Origin of the sequence: Janthinobacterium sp. HH104 (assembly GCF_001758715.1) — a bacterium.
GTDB lineage: Bacteria > Pseudomonadota > Gammaproteobacteria > Burkholderiales > Burkholderiaceae_D > Janthinobacterium > Janthinobacterium aestuarii.
The window spans coordinates 649,353-671,598 of record NZ_LRIB01000013.1 but is presented as its reverse complement, the minus strand read 5'-3'; the positions used below and the strand labels follow the sequence as shown (position 1 = coordinate 671,598).

The window sequence follows — 22,246 nt, the reverse complement described above, 5'->3', positions numbered from 1 at the left end:
AAGTTTAGTGGGTGGTGGACTGGGCGGCTGGAGCAGCAGCGTGGCGCGCGGCCGGCTGCGTTTCAGGCTGATTCACTTCCACTTCGGCGATCACCGACATGCCCGGCACCAGGCGGCCATTCATGGCCTTGATGTCTTCCGGCTGGAAGACGATTTTCACCGGCACGCGCTGGACGATCTTGGTGAAGTTGCCGGTGGCGTTATCGGCTGGCAGCAGCGCGAATTGCGCGCCCGAGGCAGGAGCGAAGCTGTCCACGGTACCGACCAGTTTTTTGCCCGGCATGGCGTCGATGGTCACGTGCACGCTCTGGCCGCGGTGCAGGTCGGCCAATTGGGTTTCCTTGAAGTTGGCGGTGACCCAGACGTTGTCCTGCACGATGGCCGTCAATTGCTGGCCAGGCTGCACACGCATGCCCGTTTCCACGTTGCGCTTGCCGATGCGGCCGGCGACAGGGGCCAGGATGCGGTTGTATTGCAGCTGCTGTTCCGCGTCCTTCAATTGCACGCGCAATACAGCCACTTGCGCCTTGGCCACGTCGCGCGCAGCTTGCGCCGCACCGATCTGCGCCTTGGCGGCCGACGCGCTGTCGCGGCGGGCGGCCAGGTCGGCCACGGCGCTCGAGCGGGCCGCATTGGCCGCGTCGAGTTCCGCTTTCGAGACGGCTTTCATCTGGCTCGTGTACAGCTGGCCATAACGGTCCGCATCCTGTTTTGCGCGCAGCAGTTGCGCATCGGCTTGCGCCACTTGCGCCTGGGCGCCACTGGCTTGCGCCTGCACTTGCGCGATCTGCGCGTCCGCTTGCAGCACTTGCTGCTCGGCGCTGGCGATCTGCGCGGCGATCTGCTCGGTTTTCACGCGCTGGTCGAACGGGTCGAGTTCAGCGATCACGTCGCCCTCTTTCACCATTTGATTGTCGTCGATGAAGACCTTGGTGACGACGCCGGAAATGCGCGCCGAGACGGGATGCACGTGGCCGGCCACATAGGCGTTTTCCGTTTCCACGAAATAGTGGCTGCGGTACCACATGCGCGCGCCGGCGCCCAGCGCCACGAGGACGATCAGGCCGGCGATGATTTTGACGCGGTTGTTCGGTGGTGCGGAGCTGGCGGAGGCGGCGGGCGCGGAAGGGGCGGCCGGGGCCGCGGGTGGGACGGCGCTCAGCACTTTGTGCTCTGCTTGGCCTGGCTGGTTGGACATACTCGCTCCGGAAATGAAATGATATAGGTTCATTATTGGGCAAAGAAAAGCCAAAGTCAAGAAATGAAACGATTGCATTTCATTTTAATTTGCACTACAGTGTGAGCCATCACTTACCTTCCAACTTATAAAGAGACCCAGACCATGTCCGATCCCGGCCTCAGCGATACCTTGCCTACCGATAAAGAATCGGGCGACACCGCCCAGGAGCTTTCCTGCTGCGGCAAACCAGCCGGCCGCCCGCGCGCGGCCGACATGGAAGCGCGCATGGACAACCTGCTGCACACGGCCGGCTGCCTGTTTCTGGAAAAAGGATATGGAAAGGTGAGCCTGGAAATGATCGCCCGCGAAGCCCATGTGGCCGTGCGCACGATTTATGTGAAGTTTGGCGGCAAGTCGGGCTTGTTCAATGCTGTGGTGGAACTGCGCCGCGCCGCTTATTTCTCGACCATGCCGGCGCTGGAAACGGATATGCGGCCCCTGCCCACTATCCTGGGCGAGTTCGGCCTGCTGTTCGTGCAGCTCGTCACCATGCCGGCGGCCATCCGCCTCAATCGCATGGTGGTAGCCGAAGCGGCCACGCATCCTGAACTGGCGGAAACGTTCTACAAGGTGGGACCGGGACAGACGCGCGAGATGCTGACCAAGTTTTTCAGCCGCCCCGACATCGCGCCCCTGTTTCGCGCAGAACTGACGCCATCCATCCTGGCGCTGCACCTGCTCAATTGCCTGCTGGGCGACCAGATGTCGCGCCTGCTGTTTCCGCCGCAGACACAACCGGACGTGGCGCAATTGCGCGCCAAGGTGGCCGTCAGCCTCGACCTGTTCCTGCGTGGCACCCTGCGCCAGCCGCCGGCGGACTGACGCGGGAAGGCTGACCGGGGAGGTCAGCCAGGGCGGCTGCAGTCTTCCGGCAGCGCCGCTTCGGCGTGTTCATCACTCAAACCCAGCGCGCGCAGGAAAGGCTGGGCCGCCGACGCGCCATCGACAGTGAGTGAAGACTCGCTTCCATCGTAGCGGTCCGGCCCATAGCGCATCAGGTCGAATGAGGTTTCAAAGCGCTGCGCCAGGAAATACGTGCGGAAGTAATCGAAGGAAAACGCCACCTGGCCATCTTCCCGCAGCAGCAAGCCATGCGCATACAGCGGCGCCAGCCAATCCCCGGCCGCCATGCTCCAGCCCTTCACGCCGCAATAATCGCTGGCAAAGCGTTCCAGCTCCGCCTCGTTGAGGAAGACGCTCTTGGCTTCGAACATCACGAACGCCAGCTCGATCAGGAATTCACGCGCATCAGCAGCCGCGCCGGCGTCCACGCGCCGCTGCGCGCCCGCCTTGCCCAGCAAGCCATCGAGATAATCGCGTTCGCCTGCCAGCTGCGGCAGCAAGGTGGCAAACACATACTCGGCATCCACCTGCCCCGTTTCCTGGCCATTCGGCGTGTACAGCACCGACAGCGCGAAGTTCTTACTCACGTCATCGAACTCGCGCAGGGACACCGTCCACCGCGTGCCTGGCGCGCCGCCATCGGGCGCTGCCTCGCCCGTGCCGAACTCGAGCACGGCAAACGCCGCCATCTGGCCACTGGTATCGTACAGGCTGCCGGGATTGCTCTTGAACAAGATGCCCAGCGACTTCATGAGCGAACTGGCATCGCCCGTATGCTGGTGGCCATGGAACACGGCGTGGATATTCTTGTAGTGTGCGCGCTGCTCGGCACTGGCGTGCTCATCGGCGGAGAAAAAGCTGAAACCGGCATTGCCCAGCGCCGCAGCGGCGACACCCTGCGCGCGGCTGCCCGGCACCAGGTAGAAACGCGCGCCAGGCAAGCTGGCCGCCTGCAGCAAGGGGCGCAGGAAGTATTCGTAGACATACACGGGTGTCGTGCCGGCACAGGCGTCGGGCGCCACCAGCTGGCCCGTGAAGAAAATCGCATCGATCCGCTTGCCCGCCGCCAGGATAGCGGCCACATCCTGGTACAAGGCATGCAGCATCACGGCTTGCTCTTGTTCGTCAGCCCGGCGCAAACGGACGTCGGCAATATGAAGGGCGGTAAATTTTTTCATCGTTGCAAAGCTCTCTCAGTACAGCGGAACTTGACCGTATCCCACGCTGGCAACATTCCTGGAAAAATCACGCGTTTCCGTCGAAGCAAAAGAAAAACATGGTGACAGACCCCCATTCTGCCACTTTTTCCACACGGCAATACTCACCAATTTTCACAAGGCCCCGCTACACCACGTTTTACTATGATGCAGATCAAGAGAAATAAAAAAACCGGGAACATGTCCCGGTTTTTTTGTACTGAAAGTTAACGCTTTATCAGCGCTTGCGCGGTGGCGGCAAGTCCGTGCACACGCCTGCTTCGGCGCGCTTTTGCCAACCTGCCGATCGGCTCGCCCAGGGTTGGATGCGGATGGATGGTCTTGCCGATGTCGGTGCCGGCTCAACCCATTTCGATGGCCAGCGCGATTTCGCCGCCTCATCGCTCCCCTGTCGCCCGCGTGCGTGCCGACGATGGCCGGATAATAAAAAACCCCGCAATCGCTTACGGGGTTTTTAGTGTTACGACACAGCGCTACAACATCAGCGCTTGCGCGGCGGCGGCAAGTCCGTGCACACGCCTTCGTACACTTCAGCTGCCATACCGATCGATTCGCCCAGGGTCGGGTGCGGATGGATGGTCTTGCCGATGTCGGTGCCGTCGCAGCCCATTTCGATGGCCAGCGCGATTTCGCCGATCATATCGCCCGCATGCGTGCCGACGATGGTGCCGCCGATGATGCGGTGCGTTTCAGCGTCGAACAGCAGCTTGGTGAAGCCTTCGGCGCGGCCGTTGGCCACGGCGCGGCCCGAAGCGGCCCAAGGGAAGTGGCCCTTCTCGACCTTGATGCCTTTGGCTTTCGCTTCGTCTTCCGTGATGCCGGCCCATGCCACTTCCGGATCCGTGTAGGCGACCGATGGAATCACCTTGACGTCGAAGTGCGACTTCTGGCCGGAAGCGGCTTCCGCTGCCACGTGGGCTTCATGCACGGCCTTGTGCGCCAGCATCGGCTGGCCCACCAAATCGCCGATGGCGAAGATGTTTGGCACGTTGGTGCGCATCTGGCTGTCGACGTTGATGAAACCGCGGTCCGTCACTTGCACGCCGGCCTTGTCGGCGGCCAGCTTCTTGCCGTTCGGGCTGCGGCCCACGGCCACCAATACCAGATCGTAGATCTGTGGCGCCGGTGCGGTAGCACCTGCTTCGGCCGCTTCGAACGTGACCTTGATGCCTTCCGGCAGAGCCTCGACGGCCACCGTCTTGGTCTTGGTCATGATGTTGTCGAAGCGCTTCTCGTTGAACTTCTGCCACACCTTGACGGCGTCGCGGTCCGCGCCCTGCATCAGGCCATCCATCATTTCGACCACGTCGATGCGCGCGCCGAACGTGGAATAGACGGTCGCCATTTCCAGGCCGATGATGCCGCCGCCGATGACCAGCATGCGTTTCGGGATCTGGCGCAATTCCAGCGCGCCCGTCGAATCGACGATGCGCGGGTCTTCCGGCACGAAGGGCAGTTTCACCACGGAGGAACCGGCGGCGATGATGGCTTGCTTGAACTGCACGACTTTTTTGGAGCCGTCGACTGCCGTCACTTCGATGTGGTTCGCGGAGAGGAACTGGCCCACGCCCGTGACCACTTGCGTCTTGCGCGCCTTGGCCATGCCGGCCAGACCGCCCGTCATGTTCGAGATCACGCCTTCCTTGTACTTGCGTACCTGGTCGATGTCGATCGTCGGCTTGGCAAACGTCACGCCCGTGTTGGACATGTGCGCCGTTTCATCGATGACGGAGGCGACGTGCAACAGCGCCTTCGACGGGATGCAGCCCACGTTCAGGCACACGCCGCCCAGGGTCGCGTAGCGCTCGACGATGACCGTCGACATGCCCAGGTCGGCCGCGCGGAACGCCGCCGAATAGCCGCCAGGACCGCCGCCCAGCACCATCATGTCGACGTCGATGTCGACCTGGCCGCTGTAATTGCCGGCCGGGATGGCGGCAACGGCTGCAGCTGGTGCCGCCGCTGCGGGAGCCGGAGCCGCTGCAGGCGCAGGAGCGGCCGCCGGTGCGGCTGCGGGAGCGGCAACACCTTCCGACGCTTCCACCACCAGCAGCGCGCTGCCTTCGGCGATCTTGTCGCCGACCTTGACCTTGACTTCCTTGACGACACCGGCGTGGGTCGATGGAATCTCCATGCTGGCCTTGTCCGATTCCACCGTGACCAGGGACTGGTCCACCTTGATGGTGTCGCCGACCTTGACCATCAGTTCGATGACTTCGACTTCCTTGAAGTCGCCGATATTCGGTACTTTTACCTCTACTGTGCTCATCAATCGCTCCTTACAGCAGAATTTTGCGCATGTCGGCCAGGACTTCGCCGAGGTACACGGAGAATCGCGCGCCCATCGCGCCGTCGACCACACGGTGGTCGTAGGACAGCGAGGTACCCATCATCAAACGCGGCTGGAAGGCCTTGCCATCCCATACCGGCTTGATCGAGGCTTTCGACAGGCCCAGGATCGCGACTTCCGGCGCATTGACGATAGGCGTGAAGTGCGTGCCGCCGATGCCGCCCAGGGACGAAATCGTGAAGCTGGCGCCCTGCATGTCGGCCGGTTTCAGCTTGCCTTCGCGCGCCTGCAACGACAGTTCCGTCATTTCGCGGGCGATCTGCGAGACCGACTTCTGGTCCGCGCCCTTGATCACGGGTACCACCAGGCCGTTCGGCGTGTCGGCCGCGAAGCCGATGTTGTAGTACTGCTTGAGGATCAGGTTCTCGCCCTTGGCGTCGAGCGACGCGTTAAACGCGGGGAATTTCTTCAGCGCGGCAACGGACGCCTTGATGACGAAAGCGAGCATGGTCAGCTTGGCCGCATCCTTGTTCTTCGCATTGGCCGCGTTGGTGTCGACGCGGAACGCTTCCAGGTCCGTCACGTCCGCTTCGTCGAACTGCGTGACGTGCGGGATCATGACCCAGTTGCGGTGCAAATTCGGGCCCGAGATTTTCTTGATGCGCGACAGCGGCAGCAATTCGGTCGTGCCGAACTTGCTGAAGTCCAGCGACGGCCATGGCAGCAGATCCAGGCCCACGCCCGAACCGCCTTTGGCGGCGACCAGCGCATTTGGCGCGGCGACAGCGCCCGACATCACACCCTTGACGAAGTTCTGCACGTCTTCCTGGGTGATGCGGCCTTTCGGGCCGGAACCGCCAACGCGGGTCAGGTCCACGCCCAGTTCGCGCGCGAACTTGCGGATCGATGGCGATGCATGCGCCAGTTTGCCGTTGACGGCAGGTGCGGCGGCAGGAGCCGGGGCTGCAGCAGGTGCTGCGGCAGGCACGGGTGCCGAAGCGACGGCGGCGGCTGGTGCGGCGGCGGCTTGCGCTGGCGCAGCAGCGGCTGCAGGAGCAGCAGCGCCGCCCGTCGTTTCCAGGACCAGCACCAGCGAACCCTTGGCAACCTTGTCGCCGACCTTGACTTTCAATTCCTTGACGATACCGGCATGGCTCGATGGGATTTCCATGCTGGCCTTGTCCGATTCGACCGTCAGCAGCGACTGGTCCACCTTGATGCTGTCGCCGACCTTGACCATCAGTTCGATGACTTCGACTTCCTTGAAGTCGCCGATATCGGGCACGGTCACTTCGACCAGGGCTGGCGCGCCGGCTGGGGCGGCAGGTGCTGGCGCAGCGGCGGCGGGAGCGGCTTCAGCGGCAGGTGCTGCGGCCGGGGCGGCAGCGGCCGGCGCAGGCGCCGACGCATCGTCCGCCACTTCCAGCAGCAGCACCAGCGAACCTTCGGCGATCTTGTCGCCCACGTTGACTTTCAATTCCTTGACGACACCGGCGTGGCTCGATGGAATTTCCATGCTGGCCTTGTCCGATTCGACCGTGATCAGGGACTGGTCGACCTTGACCGTATCGCCTGGCTTGACCATCAGTTCAATGATCTCGACTTCCTTGAAATCGCCGATATCCGGGACTTTGACTTCCACAATGCTCATAGCTTGCTCCGTTATTTTATTTGTCAGATGGACCCGCACACACGCCAGGGCGGCGCTTTCGCACCGCCCTGGCATCATCGGGTCCGCACAACGATTACTGGGTCACCGGATTCGGTTTGTTCGCGTCGATGCCGTACTTGGCAATCGCCTGCTCCACCACCGACACGTCGATCTTGCCTTCGTCAGCCAGCGATTTGAGCGCGGCCACGGTGACATAATAACGGTTCACTTCGAAGAACTCGCGCAGCTTGGCGCGGCTGTCCGAGCGGCCAAAGCCATCGGTACCGAGCACTTTATAAGTGCGGCCCTTCGGCATGAAGGCGCGGATCTGTTCTGCAAACGCGCGCATGTAGTCGGTCGTGGCGACGATCGGGCCGTCCGTGTCCTGCATCAGCGACGTCACGTATGGCACGCGCTGCTCTTTCGACGGGTTGACCATGTTCCAGCGTTCCGCATCCTGTCCATCGCGGGCCACCAGGGTCAGCGACGGCGCCGACCACACGTCCGCAGCCACGCCCCAGTCGTTTTGCAACAGCTCGGCGGCGAAGATCGATTCGCGCAGGATGGTGCCGCAACCGATCAGCTGTACGCGCAGCTTGGCGTCCGCCGGACCTTCCTGCAGCTTGTACATGCCTTTCAGGATGCCTTCTTCCTGGCCTGGCTTGATGCCTGGCTGGGCATAGTTCTCGTTCATGATCGTGATGTAGTAGAACACATCTTCCTGGTTGGCGATCATGCGGCGCAGGCCGTCCTGGATGATGACGGCGACTTCATGGCTGAAGGTCGGATCGTACGGCATGCAGGTCGGGATGGTCGCGGCGAAGATATGGCTGTGGCCATCTTCGTGCTGCAAGCCTTCGCCGTTCAGGGTCGTACGGCCAGCCGTGCCGCCCATCAGGAAGCCACGGGCGCGCATGTCGGCCGAAGCCCATACCTGGTCGCCGATGCGCTGGAAGCCGAACATCGAGTAGAAAGTGTAGAACGGGATCATGATGCGGTCGTTGGTCGAGTACGACGTCGCCGCGGCGATCCACGAGCTCATGCCGCCCGCTTCGTTGATGCCCTCTTGCAGGATCTGGCCAGCCTTGTCTTCGCGGTAGTACATGACCTGGTCTTTGTCGACCGGCTCGTACAACTGGCCTTTCGGGTTGTAGATGCCGATCTGGCGGAACAGGCCTTCCATGCCGAAGGTACGCGATTCATCGACCAGGATAGGCACGACGCGCTGGCCCAGGTTCGGGTCTTTCAGCAGGGTCGAAATGACGCGCACGAACGCTTGCGTGGTCGAGATTTCACGGCCTTCAGGCGTGGCTTCGAGCACGTTCTTGAACGCGTCCAGGCCAGGCACCGGCAGGGTTTCTTCCGACTTCTGGCGGCGCTGCGGCAGGTAGCCACCGAGGGCCTTGCGGCGCTCGTGCAGGTAGACCATTTCCGGCGCGTCGTCGGCTGGCTTGAAGAACGGGATGTCGGCCAGCTTGTCGTCAGGGATAGGCAACGAGAAGCGGTCGCGCATTTCGCGGATGGCTTCGTCGTCCAGTTTTTTCGTCTGGTGCGCCGTGTTGCGCGCTTCGCCGGACTTGCCCATGCCGTAGCCCTTGATGGTTTTCACCAGCAGGACGGTCGGCTGGCCCTTGTGTTCCTGGGCGATCTTGAATGCCGCGTAGATCTTGTGCGGATCGTGGCCGCCACGGGTCAGGCGCCAGATGTCGTCGTCCGTCATGTTGGCAACCATTTCCAGCAGCTTCGGATGCTTGCCGAAGAAGTGCTTGCGCACGTAGGCGCCATCTTTCGCCTTGTAGTTCTGGTACTCGCCGTCGACGGTTTCCATCATCACGCGCTGCAGGATGCCTTCCTTGTCTTGTGCCAGCAGGGCGTCCCAGCCCGGGCCCCAGATGACCTTGACGACGTTCCAGCCGGCGCCACGGAATTCGCCTTCCAGTTCCTGGATGATCTTGGTGTTGCCGCGTACCGGGCCGTCCAGGCGCTGCAGGTTGCAGTTGACCACGATGACCAGGTTGTCGAGCATGTCGCGTGCGGCCAGACCGATCGCGCCCAGCGATTCCGGCTCGTCCATCTCGCCATCGCCACAGAAGGCCCATATCTTGCGGTTGTCGGTTTTCGCGATGCCGCGTGCGTGCAGGTATTTCAGGAAGCGCGCCTGGTAGATCGCCATGTGCGGGCCCAGGCCCATCGACACGGTCGGGAACTGCCAGAAGTCAGGCATCAATTTAGGATGCGGGTACGAGGACAGGCCCTTGCCGTCGACTTCCTTGCGGAAGTTCAGCATTTGCTCTTCCGTCAAGCGGCCTTCGAGGAAGGCGCGCGCGTAGACGCCGGGCGACGAGTGGCCCTGGATGTACAGCAGGTCGCCGCCGTGGTCGGCCGTAGGCGCGTGCCAGAAATGGTTGAAACCGATGCCCAGCATGTTCGCCAGCGAAGCGAACGAGGACAAGTGGCCGCCCAGGTCGCCGTCGGCGCGGTTGGCCTTGACGACCATGGCCATGGCGTTCCAGCGCATCCACGAGCGCAGGCGCTCTTCGTATTCGAGGTTGCCGGGACAGTGGGCTTCTTGCTTGGTGGGGATGGTATTGACGTAGGCGGTGGTGCTGGAGAACGGGATCTGGGCGCCGCGGCGGCGAGCCAGGTCAACCATGCGCTCCATCAGGTAATGCGCGCGTTCCGGACCTTCATTTTCCAGAACGGCTTCGAGCGCGTCCAGCCACTCCTTGGTTTCCTGCATATCCGGGTCGGTGCCGATCTGTGTCGTTACCTGGTTCAGTTGAGCTGACATCTGTTGAGTCTCCTTTGTGAACGCCCCACCCCGATTTTCCGGATCGCTGTCGGACGGTATTTCGCTGATTATTTACTATTAAGTCGGTTTAGTGTGGGGATTCTAACAGCGTATTTACTATTTTTCAAATTACGATATAGCATTTCGTATTGTGAAATCACCCTATGAAATTTATGCTGCACTGCCGCAAATTCTGTCCGGAAATTAGCGTGATCAAAGTGCCAAAAACGGCGCCAAAAAACCTCCAGGCCCTTGCGCTCCCTACGCCACCAGCACACGAGCAAAACGCATTAACGCCCCAGTCGCCCGCCCAGGCGCTTCGGGCCATGCGGGCCTGAAAAATGTCGAGGGCAAGGCGCAGCGACGCAGACAGTACGCCAGTACGGCAAGGAGCTGCAACGCCGCCATCGGCATTTTCTCAGGCCCGCGTCTCCGGCCCGCTTTTTAACATAACGGCTTGGCGCCAAAACCGCCCCTTTGCACCGGCCGGCTTTATAATCTGTCTTTTCCCTCCCACACAGCCTCCTACCATGCCAGCACAACTGATCGACGGAATCACCCTCTCCCAAAAACTGCGCAGCGAGATCGCCACGCGCGCCGCCGCCCTCACGGCCAAGGGCACCCAGCCCGGCCTGGCCGTGATCCTCGTCGGCGAAGACCCGGCCAGCCAGGTGTACGTCCGCAACAAGGTCAAGGCGTGCGGCGACGTGGGTTTCCACTCGGTGCTGGAAAAATATGAAGCGGACCTGTCCGAAGCGGACTTGCTCGCACGCATCGCCAGCTTGAATACCGATCCGGCCATCCATGGCATCCTCGTGCAAATGCCTCTGCCAAAACATATCAACCCGCACAAGGTCATCGAAGCGATCGCCACGACGAAAGACGTGGACGGCTATTCGGTCCTGAGCGCCGGCGAACTGATGACGGGCTTGCCCGGCTTCCGCCCGTGCACGCCGTACGGCTGCATGAAACTGATCGAAAGCACGGGCGTGGACTTGCGCGGCAAGCACGCCGTCGTCATCGGCCGCAGCAACACGGTCGGCAAGCCGATGGCCCTGCTGCTCTTGCAAGCGAACGCTACCGTCACCATCTGCCATAGTGCGACCCCGGACCTGGGCCTGTACACGCGCCAGGCGGACGTGGTCGTGGCCGCCGTCGGCCGCCGCAACACCCTGACGGCCGACATGGTCAAGCCAGCTGCCATCGTCATCGACGTGGGCATGAACCGCGACGATGAAGGCAAGCTGTGCGGCGACGTGGATTTTGCCGGCGTGAAAGAAGTCGCCTCCCACATCACCCCGGTACCGGGTGGCGTGGGTCCGATGACGATTACGATGCTTCTCATGAACACGGTAGAGGCTGCCGAGCGCATTTAAGAATCACCGGGGCGGCATGACCGCCCTTTTATATATGGATGGAACCGACGATGAATACCAACCCCCTGCTTGATTTTTCCGGCCTGCCACGCTTCGACGCGATCACGCACGAGCATGTCACGCCTGCCATCGATACCCTCTTGGAACAGGCGCGCGCCACGGTGGCGCAGCTGGAAGCGCCCATGGAAGAAGTGAGCTGGGAAAACTTCGTCGCGCCCCAGGACCAGATCGCCGAAACCCTGGGCCGCGCCTGGAGCATCGTCAACCACTTGAATAGCGTGGTCGATACGCCTGAACTGCGCGCCGCCTACAATGCCAACCTGCCCAAGGTGACGGAATTCTGGACCGAGCTGGGCCAGAACGAAATCCTCTTCGGCAAATACAAGCAGTTGCAGGCCCGCGCCGATTTCGCCAGCCTGTCGCCGGCGCGCCGCCGCATCGTCGACAATGCCGTGCGCGACTTCCGCCTCGGTGGCGCCGAGTTGCCAGACAAGAAAGAACGCTTTGGCGCCATCCAGGAAGAACATGCGGCCGTCTCGACGCGTTTTTCCGAAAACGTGCTCGACGCCACCAATGACTACAAGTTGCTGGTCGAAAACGAGCTTGACCTGGCCGGCCTGCCCGACGACGTGAAGGCCGCCGCGCGCGCCGCCGCCGAAAAGGCGGGCAAGCAGGGCTATGAATTCTCGCTGCACTTCCCGTCGTACTACCCGATCCTGCAATTTGCCGACAATCGCGCGCTGCGCGAGACCATCTACCGCGCCAACGCCACCAAGGCGTCGGACCAGGGCGACGTCTTCAGCAAGAAAGAGGACTGGGACAACACGCAAAACATCGTCACCTTGTTGCGGCTGCGCAACGAAGAGGCACAACTGCTGGGCTACGCCAATTTCGCCGAAGTGTCGCTCGTCCCCAAGATGGCCACCTCGCCCGCGCAAGTCATCGCTTTCCTGGAAGACCTGGCCAGGCGCGCGCGTCCGTTCGCCGAGAAGGATCTGGCCGAACTGAAACAATTCGCCCGCGAAGAACTGGGCATCGCCGAGCTGCAGGCGTGGGACGTGTCTTACGCTTCCGAAAAGCTGCAGGAACGCCGCTACGCGTTCTCGGCCCAGGAAGTCAAACAGTACTTCCCTGAACACAAGGTGATCGACGGCCTGTTCCGCCAGATCCAGAACCTGTTTGCGGTCGACATCAAGCCTGATACGGCGCCCGTCTGGCACCCGGACGTGCGTTTTTACCGCATCGAGCGCGACGGCAAGCTGGTGGGCCAGTTCTACCTGGATCTGTATGCGCGCGCCGGTAAAAGCGGCGGCGCCTGGATGGACGACGCGCGCGGCCGCCGCGCCGACGCGCAACACGTGCAAACGCCGATCGCCTACCTGACATGCAATTTCACGGAACCGGCCGTGATCGACGGCAAGGCTCAGCCTGCCCTGTTCACGCACGATGAGGTGATCACCCTGTTCCACGAATTCGGCCACGGCCTGCACCATATGCTCACCGTCGTCGACGAACTGGGCGTGTCGGGCATCGCCGGCGTCGAATGGGATGCCGTGGAACTGCCATCGCAATTCATGGAAAACTTCTGCTGGGAATGGGAAGTGCTCGAACACATGACGGCGCATGCCGTCACGGGCGAGCCGCTGCCGCGCGCGCTGTACGACAAGATGCTGGCGGCCAAGAATTTCCAGTCCGGCTTGCAAACCCTGCGCCAGGTGGAGTTCTCCTTGCTCGACATGCATCTGCACTATGACTACGATGCCAGCACGGGCCAGAGCGTGCAGCAGCTGATCGACGGCGTGCGCGCCAAGTTTTCGCTGCTCATCCCGCCCCCGTTCAACCGCTTCCAGAATGCCTTTGGGCATATCTTTTCCGGCGGCTACGCGGCCGGCTACTACAGCTACAAGTGGGCCGAGGTGCTGTCCGCCGACGCCTATGCGGCGTTTGAAGAAGCCAAGGCGCTGGGACCGGACGCCACCACGGCGGCAGGCAAGCGTTATTTGCAGGAAATCCTGTCCGTCGGCGGATCGCGCCCCGCGCTGGAATCGTTTACCGCCTTCCGCGGCCGCGAGCCGAGCATCGATGCCCTGCTGCGCCATAGCGGCATGGCCGCTTGATCGCCATGAGCCGTGTCGATTTTCACAGCAACGTGCCGGACAAGCTGGCGTATGCCTGCCGTCTGGCGCGCAAGGCCTATATGGCCGGCAACAAGGTCGTCGTGCTGGTGGCCGACAGCGCCCAGCTCGACGCCTTGAACAGCGCCATGTGGACCATTTCCGCCACGGATTTCCTGCCGCACGTGCTGGCCGGCGACCCGCTGGCGGCGCAAACGCCCATCATCCTGACCGATGACGAAGCGGCGGAATTGCCGCATCACGACATCCTCGTCAACCTGTCGCAGCTGCCGCCCGCCAATTACGCGCAGTTCCAGCGCGTCTTCGAGATCGTTTCCATGGATGAGCAAGATGCGCAGGCGGGCCGCCAGCGCTTCCTGCACTACCGCCAGCAGAACGTGCAGCCGACCCACTTCGTGGCAGGGAAGACATGAGCCAGCAGCCATTCGACCAGGGCATCCCCCTGCTGACGGAGGTGCTGCTGGGGCCGGAAGTGCCTGAGGTCGTCGCGCCAGTTGCGGCTCCGCCTGCCGTCGAGGAAGCGCCGGCGTTGCCGCCAACGGTGGCGCAGCCCGACTGGGACGCCATCGAACAGCGGCTGACGCAGCGCATCCTGCATCAAGTGCAGGGCAAGATTGACCATCTGCTGGAAGAGCGCATCGCCCACGTCCTGCAAACGGCCCTGCAAAACGCCCTGATCGGCATGCGGGGCGCCTTGCGCGAAGACTTGCAGCAGTCGCTGGAGCAGATCGTGGCGCATGCGGTCAGTCATGAACTGGGACATTTGCACCCACCCGCGCAAGCCTGAGCATGCTGCGCAATGTCGGGTTACGCGCTTTGCGCTAACCCGACCTACCCGACCTACCCTATTCTTCCCTCCAACGCCATTCTTTGGTGCGCTCGCGCCTGCGAAATCGGTGCATCGCGCCTCACGTTGGTGATTGTTGCGACAAAATGTAAAAAGCCCGAAATGCGGCTTTGCGCCGCCTGTTTTTTGTTGTACCTTTCTTCACACGTACCGCCTGTCGAAGCGGTTTTCACGAGACGCCGCCGTATCTTTATCCATTGGAGAATGTTTATGCTGCTCAAGACCAAAGTCCTTCCTCTCGCCCTCGCCCTCGCTTTTGCCGGCCATGCGGGCGCACAGGAAATCATCAAGATAGGCCACGTCGCCCCGGTCTCTGGCGCCAGCTCCCACCTGGGCAAGGATAACGAGAACGCGGCCAAGATGGCCATCGAGGATTTGAACGCCAAAGGCTTCAAGATCGATGGCAAAGCCGTCAAATTCGTGCTGGTCCCAGAAGATGACGCAGCCGATCCCAAGCAGGGCACGGCCGTGGCGCAAAAGCTGGTCGACGCCAAGGTCAACGGCGTCGTCGGCCACCTGAACTCGGGTACGACGATTCCCGCCTCGCGCATTTACTTCAATGCCGGCATTCCGCAGATTTCACCGGCGGCCACCAACCCGACGTACACCCAGCAGAAATTCAACACGGCCTTCCGCGTCGTCGCCAATGACAACAAGCTGGGGGGAACTTTGGGCGCGTATGCCGTGGGCAAGCTGCAGGCGAAGAAAATCGCGGTCATCGATGACCGCACGGCTTACGGCCAGGGCGTGGCGGAACAGTTCGTCAAGGGCGCCAAGAAGGCGGCACCCGGCGTGCAAATCGTCGGCAAGGAATTTACCAATGCCAACGCGACGGACTTCAATGCCATCCTGACCAGCATCAAGTCGAAAAATCCCGACCTGATCTTCTTTGGCGGCATGGATTCCGTGGGTGGCCCCATGCTGCGCCAGATGAAGGCGCTGGGCATCAAGGCCAAGTTCATGGGTGGCGACGGCCTGTGCACGGAACCGCTGGGCAAGCTGGCGGGCGACGCCGTGGGCGAAGACATGGTCACCTGCGCGGAAGCGGGCGGCGTGACGGGCGCGCAGCAAAAAGGCATGGACGATTTCCGCGCCCGCTACAAGCAAAAGTACAACATGGAAGTGCAGCTGTATGCGCCGTACGTCTACGATGCCGTGATGACCATGGCCACCGCCATGGCCGACGCCAAATCGTCGAAACCATCCGTCTACCTGCCATTCCTGGCCAAGGTGCACTACCAGGGCGTGACGGGTCCGATCTCGTTCGATGCCAACGGCGACATCAAGGATGGCGCGCTGACCCTGTTTACCTACAGGGATGGCAAGAAGACCAAGATGGAAGTGGTCAAGTAAACGGCTGCGTCGCCACGTAAGCCTGCAAGCCTTCGGCCAGCGCGTCGAAGGTGGCGCGGCAGCGCAGGCTGCCGCGCAAGTCTTCATGCATGGTGATCCAGGTTTCCATCGGTAGCGAAAACGCTTGCGGCAACACGCGCCGCAGGGCCGAGTCGCGCGCCGCCAGCCCCGCCTGGCACACGCCGATGCCGGCACCCGCCCGTATCAGGGCCAGCTGCGCCAGGTCGCTGTCACTGCGCCAGGCAAAATTTTCCCGCGTAAATCCCTGGAAGGCCGCGCCCGCGTTGCGCACGAAGGGGCTCGCCTCGTCGTAGCCGATGACGGCATGCTGCGCCAGATCGGCCAGTCCCAGCGGCGTGCCGTGACGCGCCAGGTAGTCCGCATGCGCATGCAGGCCCAGTTCAATATCGCCCACCTTGCGCGCCACCAATTGCTCCTGGCGGGGCCGCAGCATGCGCACGGCGATGTCCGCTTCCCGGCGCAGCAAATCCTGCACCTTGTTGCTCAATACCAGTTCGATGACGAGGTCCGGATGGCGCGCGCGCAAGCTGGCCAGGATGGGCGGCAGCACTTCCACGCCCACCACTTCGCTGGCCGCAATGCGCACGACGCCGGCCACGCCCTGCCCCTGGCTGCCGGCCGCGCGCTCCATCAGGGCGGCCGTATGCTCCATCGTTTCCGCATGGGGCCGCAGCGCCAGCGCCACTTCCGTCGGTAGCAAACCCAGCTGGGAGCGCGTAAACAGGGTCGTGCCCAGCGCCTGCTCGAGCGCGGCGATATGCCGGCCGACGGTCGGTTGCGTGATGGCCAGCGCGCGGGCCGCGCCGGACAGGGAACCATGCTTGAGCACGGCCAGCAGCGAACGGTAGTATTCCCAGGCAATCGAGGTAGTCATACATAAATGTATAGCCTGTGGTCGATGCTCGTCAATTCCCAATTAGCCCTGCGCGGCAGATACTGGCCTCATCAACCACACGGAGGTCAGAATGGACAAAACAGCATTGGTACTGGGCGCCACGGGCGGCATCGGCGGCGAGATGGTGCGTCAGCTATTGGCGGCGGGGTGGCAGGTGCGCGCCTTGACGCGGGGAGCGACGCCATCGCCACGCGGCGACGGCATTGAATGGCTGCGCGGCGATGCGCTGTCGCCCGCGGACGTGCTGGCGGCCGCCAAAGGCTGCGCCGTCATCGTGCACGCCGTCAACCCGCCCGGCTACCGCAACTGGGGCCAGCTGGTGCTGCCCATGCTCGACAACACGATTTCAGCGGCGATTGCCGAAAATGCCACCATCGTGCTGCCGGGCACCGTGTACAACTTCGGCCCCGACGCCTTCCCCGTGCTGGCGGAAGACGCGCCGCAACGTCCGCAGACGCGCAAGGGCGCCATCCGCGTGGAACTGGAAGCACGGCTGGAGCGGGCCAGCACGCAGGGCGCCAGGGTCATCATCGTGCGCGCGGGCGACTTCTTCGGCCCACGCGCCGGCAATAACTGGTTTTCGCAGGGCCTCGTGAAACCGGGCCAGAGGGTGCGCAGCGTGCTGTATCCGGGCGCGCCCGGCGTGGGCCACCAGTGGTCCTACCTGCCAGACGTGGCGCGCACGATGGTGCAATTGTTGGCCATGCGCGCCACCTTGCCCGCGTTCTCCCGCTTTCACATGGCCGGCCACTGGGACCACGACGGCCAGCAAATGACGGGGGCGATCGCCCGCGTGGTGGAGCAGGCGACGGGAACTGCGCCCGCCATCCGGCGTTTTCCATGGTGGCTGGTGGCGCTGGCGTCGCCGTTCGTGGCGACCTTGCGTGAAATGCGCGAGATGCGCTATCTGTGGCAAACTCCTTTGTGCATGGAGAATGCGCGGCTGCTGGCCGTGCTGTGCCGGGAGCCGCATACGCCGCTCGACGAGGCGGTGCGGACGACACTGGAAGGCATGGGCAATCTGCAAAAGGCAGCGGGCAAAAAAAACGCGCCGGGATTGCCGGCGCGCTAATTGCAGGTACTGCGGCACAGATTATTTCTGTGCCAGTACCCATTTGACCAGGGTGTGGGCTTCAGCATCGCTCACTTGCGGGTTCGCTGGCATCGGGATCGCGCCCCAGGTGCCGGAGCCGCCCTTCATGACTTTCGCCACGAGCTTGTTTTCAGCGTCTTTCTGGCCAGCGTACTTGGCAGCCACGTCCTTGAACGCAGGGCCCACCAGTTTCGTGCTCACCGCATGGCAAGCCATGCAGTTTTTTGCTTTCGCCAGGTCCGGATTGGCCAACGCTGCTTGCGATGCCAGAGCCGATACGGTCAATACACTCACCAACATAAAACGTTTCATTGTCTTTTCTCCAAAGTTACTTCCTGCGGCATTTTACTGTGTTTCCGCAGATGCACCACGAGCCCAGATCAAGCGTTTCAATGTAGTAACGCAGTGTAGTAGCGATTAGGCATTCATATTCTGCCCCATCTGCGCGTCCATGACCATGTTGTTTGTAAGGCGATGTAACGACAAGCGGCCCCGCATAGCCAAACGGGGCCGGCTGTCTTACCTGCGCAACAGATCAGCGCTTCTTCAGCTGCGACAGATCGCGCACGGCGCCACGGTCGGCCGACGTCGTCAGCGCCGCATACGCCTGCAGCGCCTGCGACACGTAGCGCTCGCGGTTGACGGGCAGCCAGGCCGCGTCGCCCTTCGCTTCCATGGCGGCGCGGCGCGCGGCCAGTTCGGCATCCGTCACGCGCAGGTTGATGGTGCGCTCGGGGATGTCGATGTCGATGAAGTCGCCCTCTTCCACCAGGCCGATGGCGCCGCCTTCGGCCGCTTCCGGCGAGGCATGGCCGATCACCAGGCCCGAGGAACCGCCCGAGAAACGGCCGTCCGTGAACAGCGCGCACGCCTTGCCCAGGCCCTTCGACTTGATGTACGAGGTCGGGTACAGCATTTCCTGCATGCCCGGGCCGCCTTTCGGGCCTTCGTAGCGGATGATGACGACGTCGCCTTCATGCACGGTGTCTTCCAGGATCGCCGCGACGGCCGCATCCTGGCTTTCGAACACGCGCGCCTTGCCAGAGAATTTCAAGATGCTTTCATCGACGCCTGCCGTCTTGACGATGCAGCCCTTTTCAGCCAGGTTGCCGTACAAGACGGCCAGGCCGCCATCCTGCGAATACGCGTGGGCCTTGTCGCGGATGCAGCCCGTGCTGCGGTCCGTGTCGACGGCGGCAAAACGCTCCGACTGCGAAAACGCCGTCTGCGTCGGCACGCCGCCCGGCGCGGCGCGGAACAGTTCATGCACGGCCGGATCGTCCGTGCACTTGATGTCGTTTTGCGCGATGGCGTCGGCCAGGGTCGGCGCATGGATGGTCGGCAGAGTCGTGTTGAGCAGGCCGGCGCGCGCCAGTTCGCCCAGGATGCCCACGATGCCGCCCGCGCGGTGCACGTCTTCGATATGGTATTTGTCCGTCATCGGCGCGACCTTGCACAGGCACGGTACCTTGCGCGAGATGCGGTCGATGTCGGCCATCGTGAATTCCACTTCCGCCTCGTGCGCGGCGGCCAGCAAGTGCAGCACGGTGTTGGTCGAGCCGCCCATGGAGACGTCGAGCGCCATCGCGTTTTCAAACGCCGCCTTGGTGGCGATCGAGCGTGGCAGCACCGAGTAGTCATCCTGCTCGTAGTGGCGCTTGGCCAGTTCCACGATCAGACGGCCCGCGCGCAGGAACAGCTGCTGGCGGTCCGAGTGCGTGGCCAGGATGGTGCCGTTGCCGGGCAGGGCCAGGCCCAGCGCTTCGGTCAGGCAGTTCATCGAGTTGGCCGTAAACATGCCGGAGCAGGAACCGCAGGTCGGACAGGCCGAACGTTCGATTTCCGCCACGTCGGCGTCGGACACGGTGCTGTCGCCCGCCTTGATCATGGCGTCGACCAGGTCCAGCTTGATGATCTTCTGCGTGCCGTTGACCACCTTGACGACCTTGCCCGCTTCCATCGGCCCGCCCGAGATGAAGACGACGGGGATATTGATGCGCATGGCGGCCATCAGCATGCCCGGCGTGATCTTGTCGCAGTTCGAGATGCAGACCATGGCGTCGGCGCAGTGGGCGTTGACCATGTATTCGACGGAGTCGGCGATCAGGTCGCGCGACGGCAGTGAATACAGCATGCCGCCGTGGCCCATGGCGATCCCGTCATCGACGGCGATGGTATTGAATTCCTTGGCCACGCCGCCAGCCTTTTCGATTTCGCGCGCGACCATCTGGCCCAGGTCCTTCAGGTGCACGTGGCCGGGCACGAACTGGGTGAACGAGTTGACGACGGCGATGATCGGCTTGTCGAAGTCGCCGTCCTTCATGCCGGTGGCGCGCCACAGGGCGCGGGCGCCAGCCATGTTGCGGCCGTGGGTGGTGGTGCGGGAGCGGTATTGCGGCATGATGGGGACCTTCCGAGAAATGAATAATGCCTGACTGCCCGGATTTTCAACAAAACCCTGCATGCAGTGGGGGTACGCCAGATTGCCTTGCGCGCGCCCCACTGTCAAATATATGATGCACGTGTCTGTGAGTCGTTTTACATATCACAGCAATCAATCCGCATGGAAACACATATGAACTTGGAACTGCGCCAGCTGCGCTACTTTGTCACCGTCGCCGAGGAATTGCATTTCGGCCGCGCCGCCGCGCGCCTGCACATGACGCAGCCGCCCCTGTCGCAAACCATCATGGCGCTGGAAGAACTGCTGGGCGCCCCGCTGTTCGTGCGCACGCGGCGCGAAGTGCAGCTGACGCCGGCCGGCACGGCACTGCTGCCCGAGGCGCGCCGGCTGCTGGCGCAGGCGCAGGATTTATCCGCGCTGGTGCTGCGGGCCGCGCAGGGCGAGGTGGGACGTCTGAGCCTGGCGTTTGTCTCGTCGGCCGACTACAGCGTGCTGCCGCCCCTGCTGCGCGCTTACCAGGCGGCCTATCCGCAAGTGCACATCCAGCTACAGGAAGCCACGTCGGACCTGCAGCTCGATGAATTGCTGGCCGGGCGCACGGATGCGGGCCTGTTGATCCCGCCCCTGCCCGAGAAGGCGAAAGGGGACCTCGATTACCTGCCCGTGCTGGCAGAACCGCTGGTGCTGGCCGCGCCGTCCGGCCTCGACATATTGAATACGCCGGGCCCCGTGCGCCTGCGCGACGTGCCGCCCCTGCCCTTGATCGTTTTCCCGCGCGCCATTTCTCCCGCCCTGCATGACGCGATCCTCGGCGTGTTCCGCGCGGCCGGCATCACGCCGCAGATCGGCCAGGAAGCGATCCAGATGCAGACCATCGTCAGCCTCGTCTCGGCTGGCATGGGCATCGCGCTTGTGCCACAATCGGTATCGAATCTGATGCGCCCGGGCGTAGAATACAGGCCGCTGCAGGACGCCACGCCGCTGGTGGAAACAGGCCTGGCCTGGCGCCGCGATAATCCGTCCGCCGTGCTGCAAGGTTTTTTGGCGCTGCTGCGCAAGCAGATCGGCGCTACCGCCGATTAAAATTAAGTGGCCGCTAAGACAAAAAACGGCCAGCGCCCCCATACTACGCAACCTTGGCTTTAAACAAAGAAAGAAACCCCATGCTGATACACCCGATGCCCGACCCGATAGCCATCCAGATCGGCCCGCTCGCCGTGCACTGGTACGGCCTGATGTACGTGCTGGCCTTTGCCCTGTTCATTATCCTGGGCAGAGTGCGCATCAAGCAGCCGCACATCGCCGTACTGGGCTGGAAGAAGGAAGACCTCGATGACATGCTGTTCTACGGCATGCTGGGCGTGGTGATCGGCGGGCGCCTGGGCGAAGTGCTGTTCTACCGTCCTGAATACTTCATGCACAACCCGCTCGAGATCTTCATGGTCTGGCATGGCGGCATGTCCTTCCATGGCGGCTTCCTCGGCGTCATCGTAGCCATGTATCTGTGGAGCCGCAAGGCAGGCCGCAACCTGTTCGACGTGCTCGACTTCATCGCCCCGCTGGTGCCGCTCGGCTACGCGGCCGGCCGCCTTGGCAACTTCATCAATGCCGAACTGCCGGGCCGCATCGCGCCGGAAACCCTGCCGTGGGCCATGCAGTGGCCGGGCATTCCCTATCCCGTGCACCCGTCACCGATCTACCAGATGCTGGTCGACGGCATTTTGGTATTCATCATCCTGTGGCTGTTTGCGCGCAAGCAGCGCCCGCGCATGGCCGTGGGCGCCATGTTCACCCTGCTGTACGGCTGCGCGCGCTTCTTCACGGAATACTTCCGCACGCCGGACTGGGAAGTCGTGTGGCTGGGCGTGCCGATCACGTCAGGCCAGATGCTGTCCCTGCCGATGATCGTCGGCGCCATCGCGCTGCTGGTGTGGGCATATAAAAGCCAGGTGATGGGCACGCCGCCCACCAAGGTCCGCCCGGCCAACACGTAAAACCGCTGTTCCCAGGTGGCGCGCCAGGCAGGCGCGCCACTTTCCCTCCCCCGCCTCCCGGCAACATTTCCCTCAACACAATTAAATTTCCTCGCG

The 22,246-nt window shown here is 62.8% G+C and carries 17 protein-coding genes; 9 read left to right on the top strand and 8 right to left on the bottom strand.

The features are described from left to right. Window positions 1–4: 4 nt before the first annotated feature. Window positions 5–1,198, bottom strand: a complete 1,194-nt coding sequence (locus JAB6_RS03805; RefSeq protein WP_034747407.1) for an HlyD family secretion protein — start codon at window positions 1,196–1,198, stop codon at window positions 5–7. A 144-nt stretch (window positions 1,199–1,342) separates the two neighbouring features. On the opposite strand from JAB6_RS03805, the gene JAB6_RS03800 reads away from it, so the two are divergent. Further along, entirely contained in the window at window positions 1,343–2,062 is a 720-nt protein-coding gene (locus tag JAB6_RS03800; protein WP_070301419.1) for a TetR/AcrR family transcriptional regulator, read from the top strand. Window positions 2,063–2,085: 23 nt separating this feature from the next. On the opposite strand, the gene JAB6_RS03795 is transcribed toward JAB6_RS03800, so the two are convergent. The 4 genes from JAB6_RS03795 to aceE form a co-directional block, all read right to left on the bottom strand. Beyond that, a complete protein-coding gene (locus JAB6_RS03795; protein ID WP_070301418.1) occupies window positions 2,086–3,261 on the bottom strand; it encodes a hypothetical protein in 1,176 nt (391 codons plus the stop codon). A gap of 520 nt (window positions 3,262–3,781) precedes the next feature. Continuing rightward, complete coding sequence (lpdA, locus tag JAB6_RS03790; protein WP_070301417.1) at window positions 3,782–5,569, bottom strand: dihydrolipoyl dehydrogenase; 1,788 nt, start codon at window positions 5,567–5,569, stop codon at window positions 3,782–3,784. A 10-nt stretch (window positions 5,570–5,579) separates the two neighbouring features. Further along, window positions 5,580–7,241 (bottom strand): dihydrolipoyllysine-residue acetyltransferase, encoded by a 1,662-nt coding sequence (aceF, locus tag JAB6_RS03785; protein WP_070301416.1) that lies wholly within the window; start codon window positions 7,239–7,241, stop codon window positions 5,580–5,582. A gap of 94 nt (window positions 7,242–7,335) precedes the next feature. After that, window positions 7,336–10,032, bottom strand: a complete 2,697-nt coding sequence (gene aceE / locus JAB6_RS03780) for a pyruvate dehydrogenase (acetyl-transferring), homodimeric type (protein WP_034747396.1) — start codon at window positions 10,030–10,032, stop codon at window positions 7,336–7,338. 530 nt (window positions 10,033–10,562) lie between these two features. Between aceE and folD the strand changes: the two genes are divergently transcribed. From folD to JAB6_RS03755, 5 genes are all read left to right on the top strand, one after another. After that, window positions 10,563–11,408: a bifunctional methylenetetrahydrofolate dehydrogenase/methenyltetrahydrofolate cyclohydrolase FolD gene (gene folD / locus JAB6_RS03775; RefSeq protein ID WP_070301415.1), complete on the top strand. Its 846-nt coding sequence runs from the start codon at window positions 10,563–10,565 to the stop codon at window positions 11,406–11,408. 38 nt (window positions 11,409–11,446) lie between these two features. Continuing rightward, window positions 11,447–13,525, top strand: coding sequence for a M3 family metallopeptidase (locus tag JAB6_RS03770; RefSeq protein ID WP_175444481.1), 2,079 nt, complete (start codon window positions 11,447–11,449; stop codon window positions 13,523–13,525). Window positions 13,526–13,530: 5 nt separating this feature from the next. After that, the gene (locus tag JAB6_RS03765) at window positions 13,531–13,956 is read left to right on the top strand and encodes a DNA polymerase III subunit chi (RefSeq protein WP_034747952.1); all 426 of its coding nucleotides are present in this window, start codon (window positions 13,531–13,533) and stop codon (window positions 13,954–13,956) included. Beyond that, window positions 13,953–14,330 (top strand): hypothetical protein, encoded by a 378-nt coding sequence (locus JAB6_RS03760; RefSeq protein ID WP_070301413.1) that lies wholly within the window; start codon window positions 13,953–13,955, stop codon window positions 14,328–14,330. Before JAB6_RS03765 ends, JAB6_RS03760 begins: the two co-directional genes overlap by 4 nt. A 270-nt stretch (window positions 14,331–14,600) precedes the next feature. Continuing rightward, window positions 14,601–15,743, top strand: coding sequence for a branched-chain amino acid ABC transporter substrate-binding protein (locus JAB6_RS03755; protein ID WP_070301412.1), 1,143 nt, complete (start codon window positions 14,601–14,603; stop codon window positions 15,741–15,743). On the opposite strand, the gene JAB6_RS03750 is transcribed toward JAB6_RS03755, so the two are convergent. Continuing rightward, a complete protein-coding gene (locus tag JAB6_RS03750) occupies window positions 15,736–16,638 on the bottom strand; it encodes a LysR family transcriptional regulator (protein ID WP_070301411.1) in 903 nt (300 codons plus the stop codon). The two genes, JAB6_RS03755 and JAB6_RS03750, sit on opposite strands and share 8 nt — an antisense overlap. Before the next feature lie 91 nt (window positions 16,639–16,729). On the opposite strand from JAB6_RS03750, the gene JAB6_RS03745 reads away from it, so the two are divergent. Next, window positions 16,730–17,731, top strand: a complete 1,002-nt coding sequence (locus JAB6_RS03745) for an NAD(P)H-binding protein (RefSeq protein ID WP_070301410.1) — start codon at window positions 16,730–16,732, stop codon at window positions 17,729–17,731. A gap of 21 nt (window positions 17,732–17,752) precedes the next feature. On the opposite strand, the gene JAB6_RS03740 is transcribed toward JAB6_RS03745, so the two are convergent. Then, window positions 17,753–18,064 (bottom strand): c-type cytochrome, encoded by a 312-nt coding sequence (locus tag JAB6_RS03740; protein ID WP_034747381.1) that lies wholly within the window; start codon window positions 18,062–18,064, stop codon window positions 17,753–17,755. 223 nt (window positions 18,065–18,287) lie between these two features. Next, complete coding sequence (gene ilvD / locus JAB6_RS03735; protein WP_070301409.1) at window positions 18,288–20,153, bottom strand: dihydroxy-acid dehydratase; 1,866 nt, start codon at window positions 20,151–20,153, stop codon at window positions 18,288–18,290. Between the two features lie 174 nt (window positions 20,154–20,327). On the opposite strand from ilvD, the gene JAB6_RS03730 reads away from it, so the two are divergent. After that, complete coding sequence (locus JAB6_RS03730) at window positions 20,328–21,239, top strand: LysR family transcriptional regulator (protein WP_070301408.1); 912 nt, start codon at window positions 20,328–20,330, stop codon at window positions 21,237–21,239. Between the two features lie 80 nt (window positions 21,240–21,319). Then, window positions 21,320–22,150, top strand: a complete 831-nt coding sequence (gene lgt / locus JAB6_RS03725; protein ID WP_034747373.1) for a prolipoprotein diacylglyceryl transferase — start codon at window positions 21,320–21,322, stop codon at window positions 22,148–22,150. The last annotated feature ends 96 nt before the right edge of the window (window positions 22,151–22,246 follow it).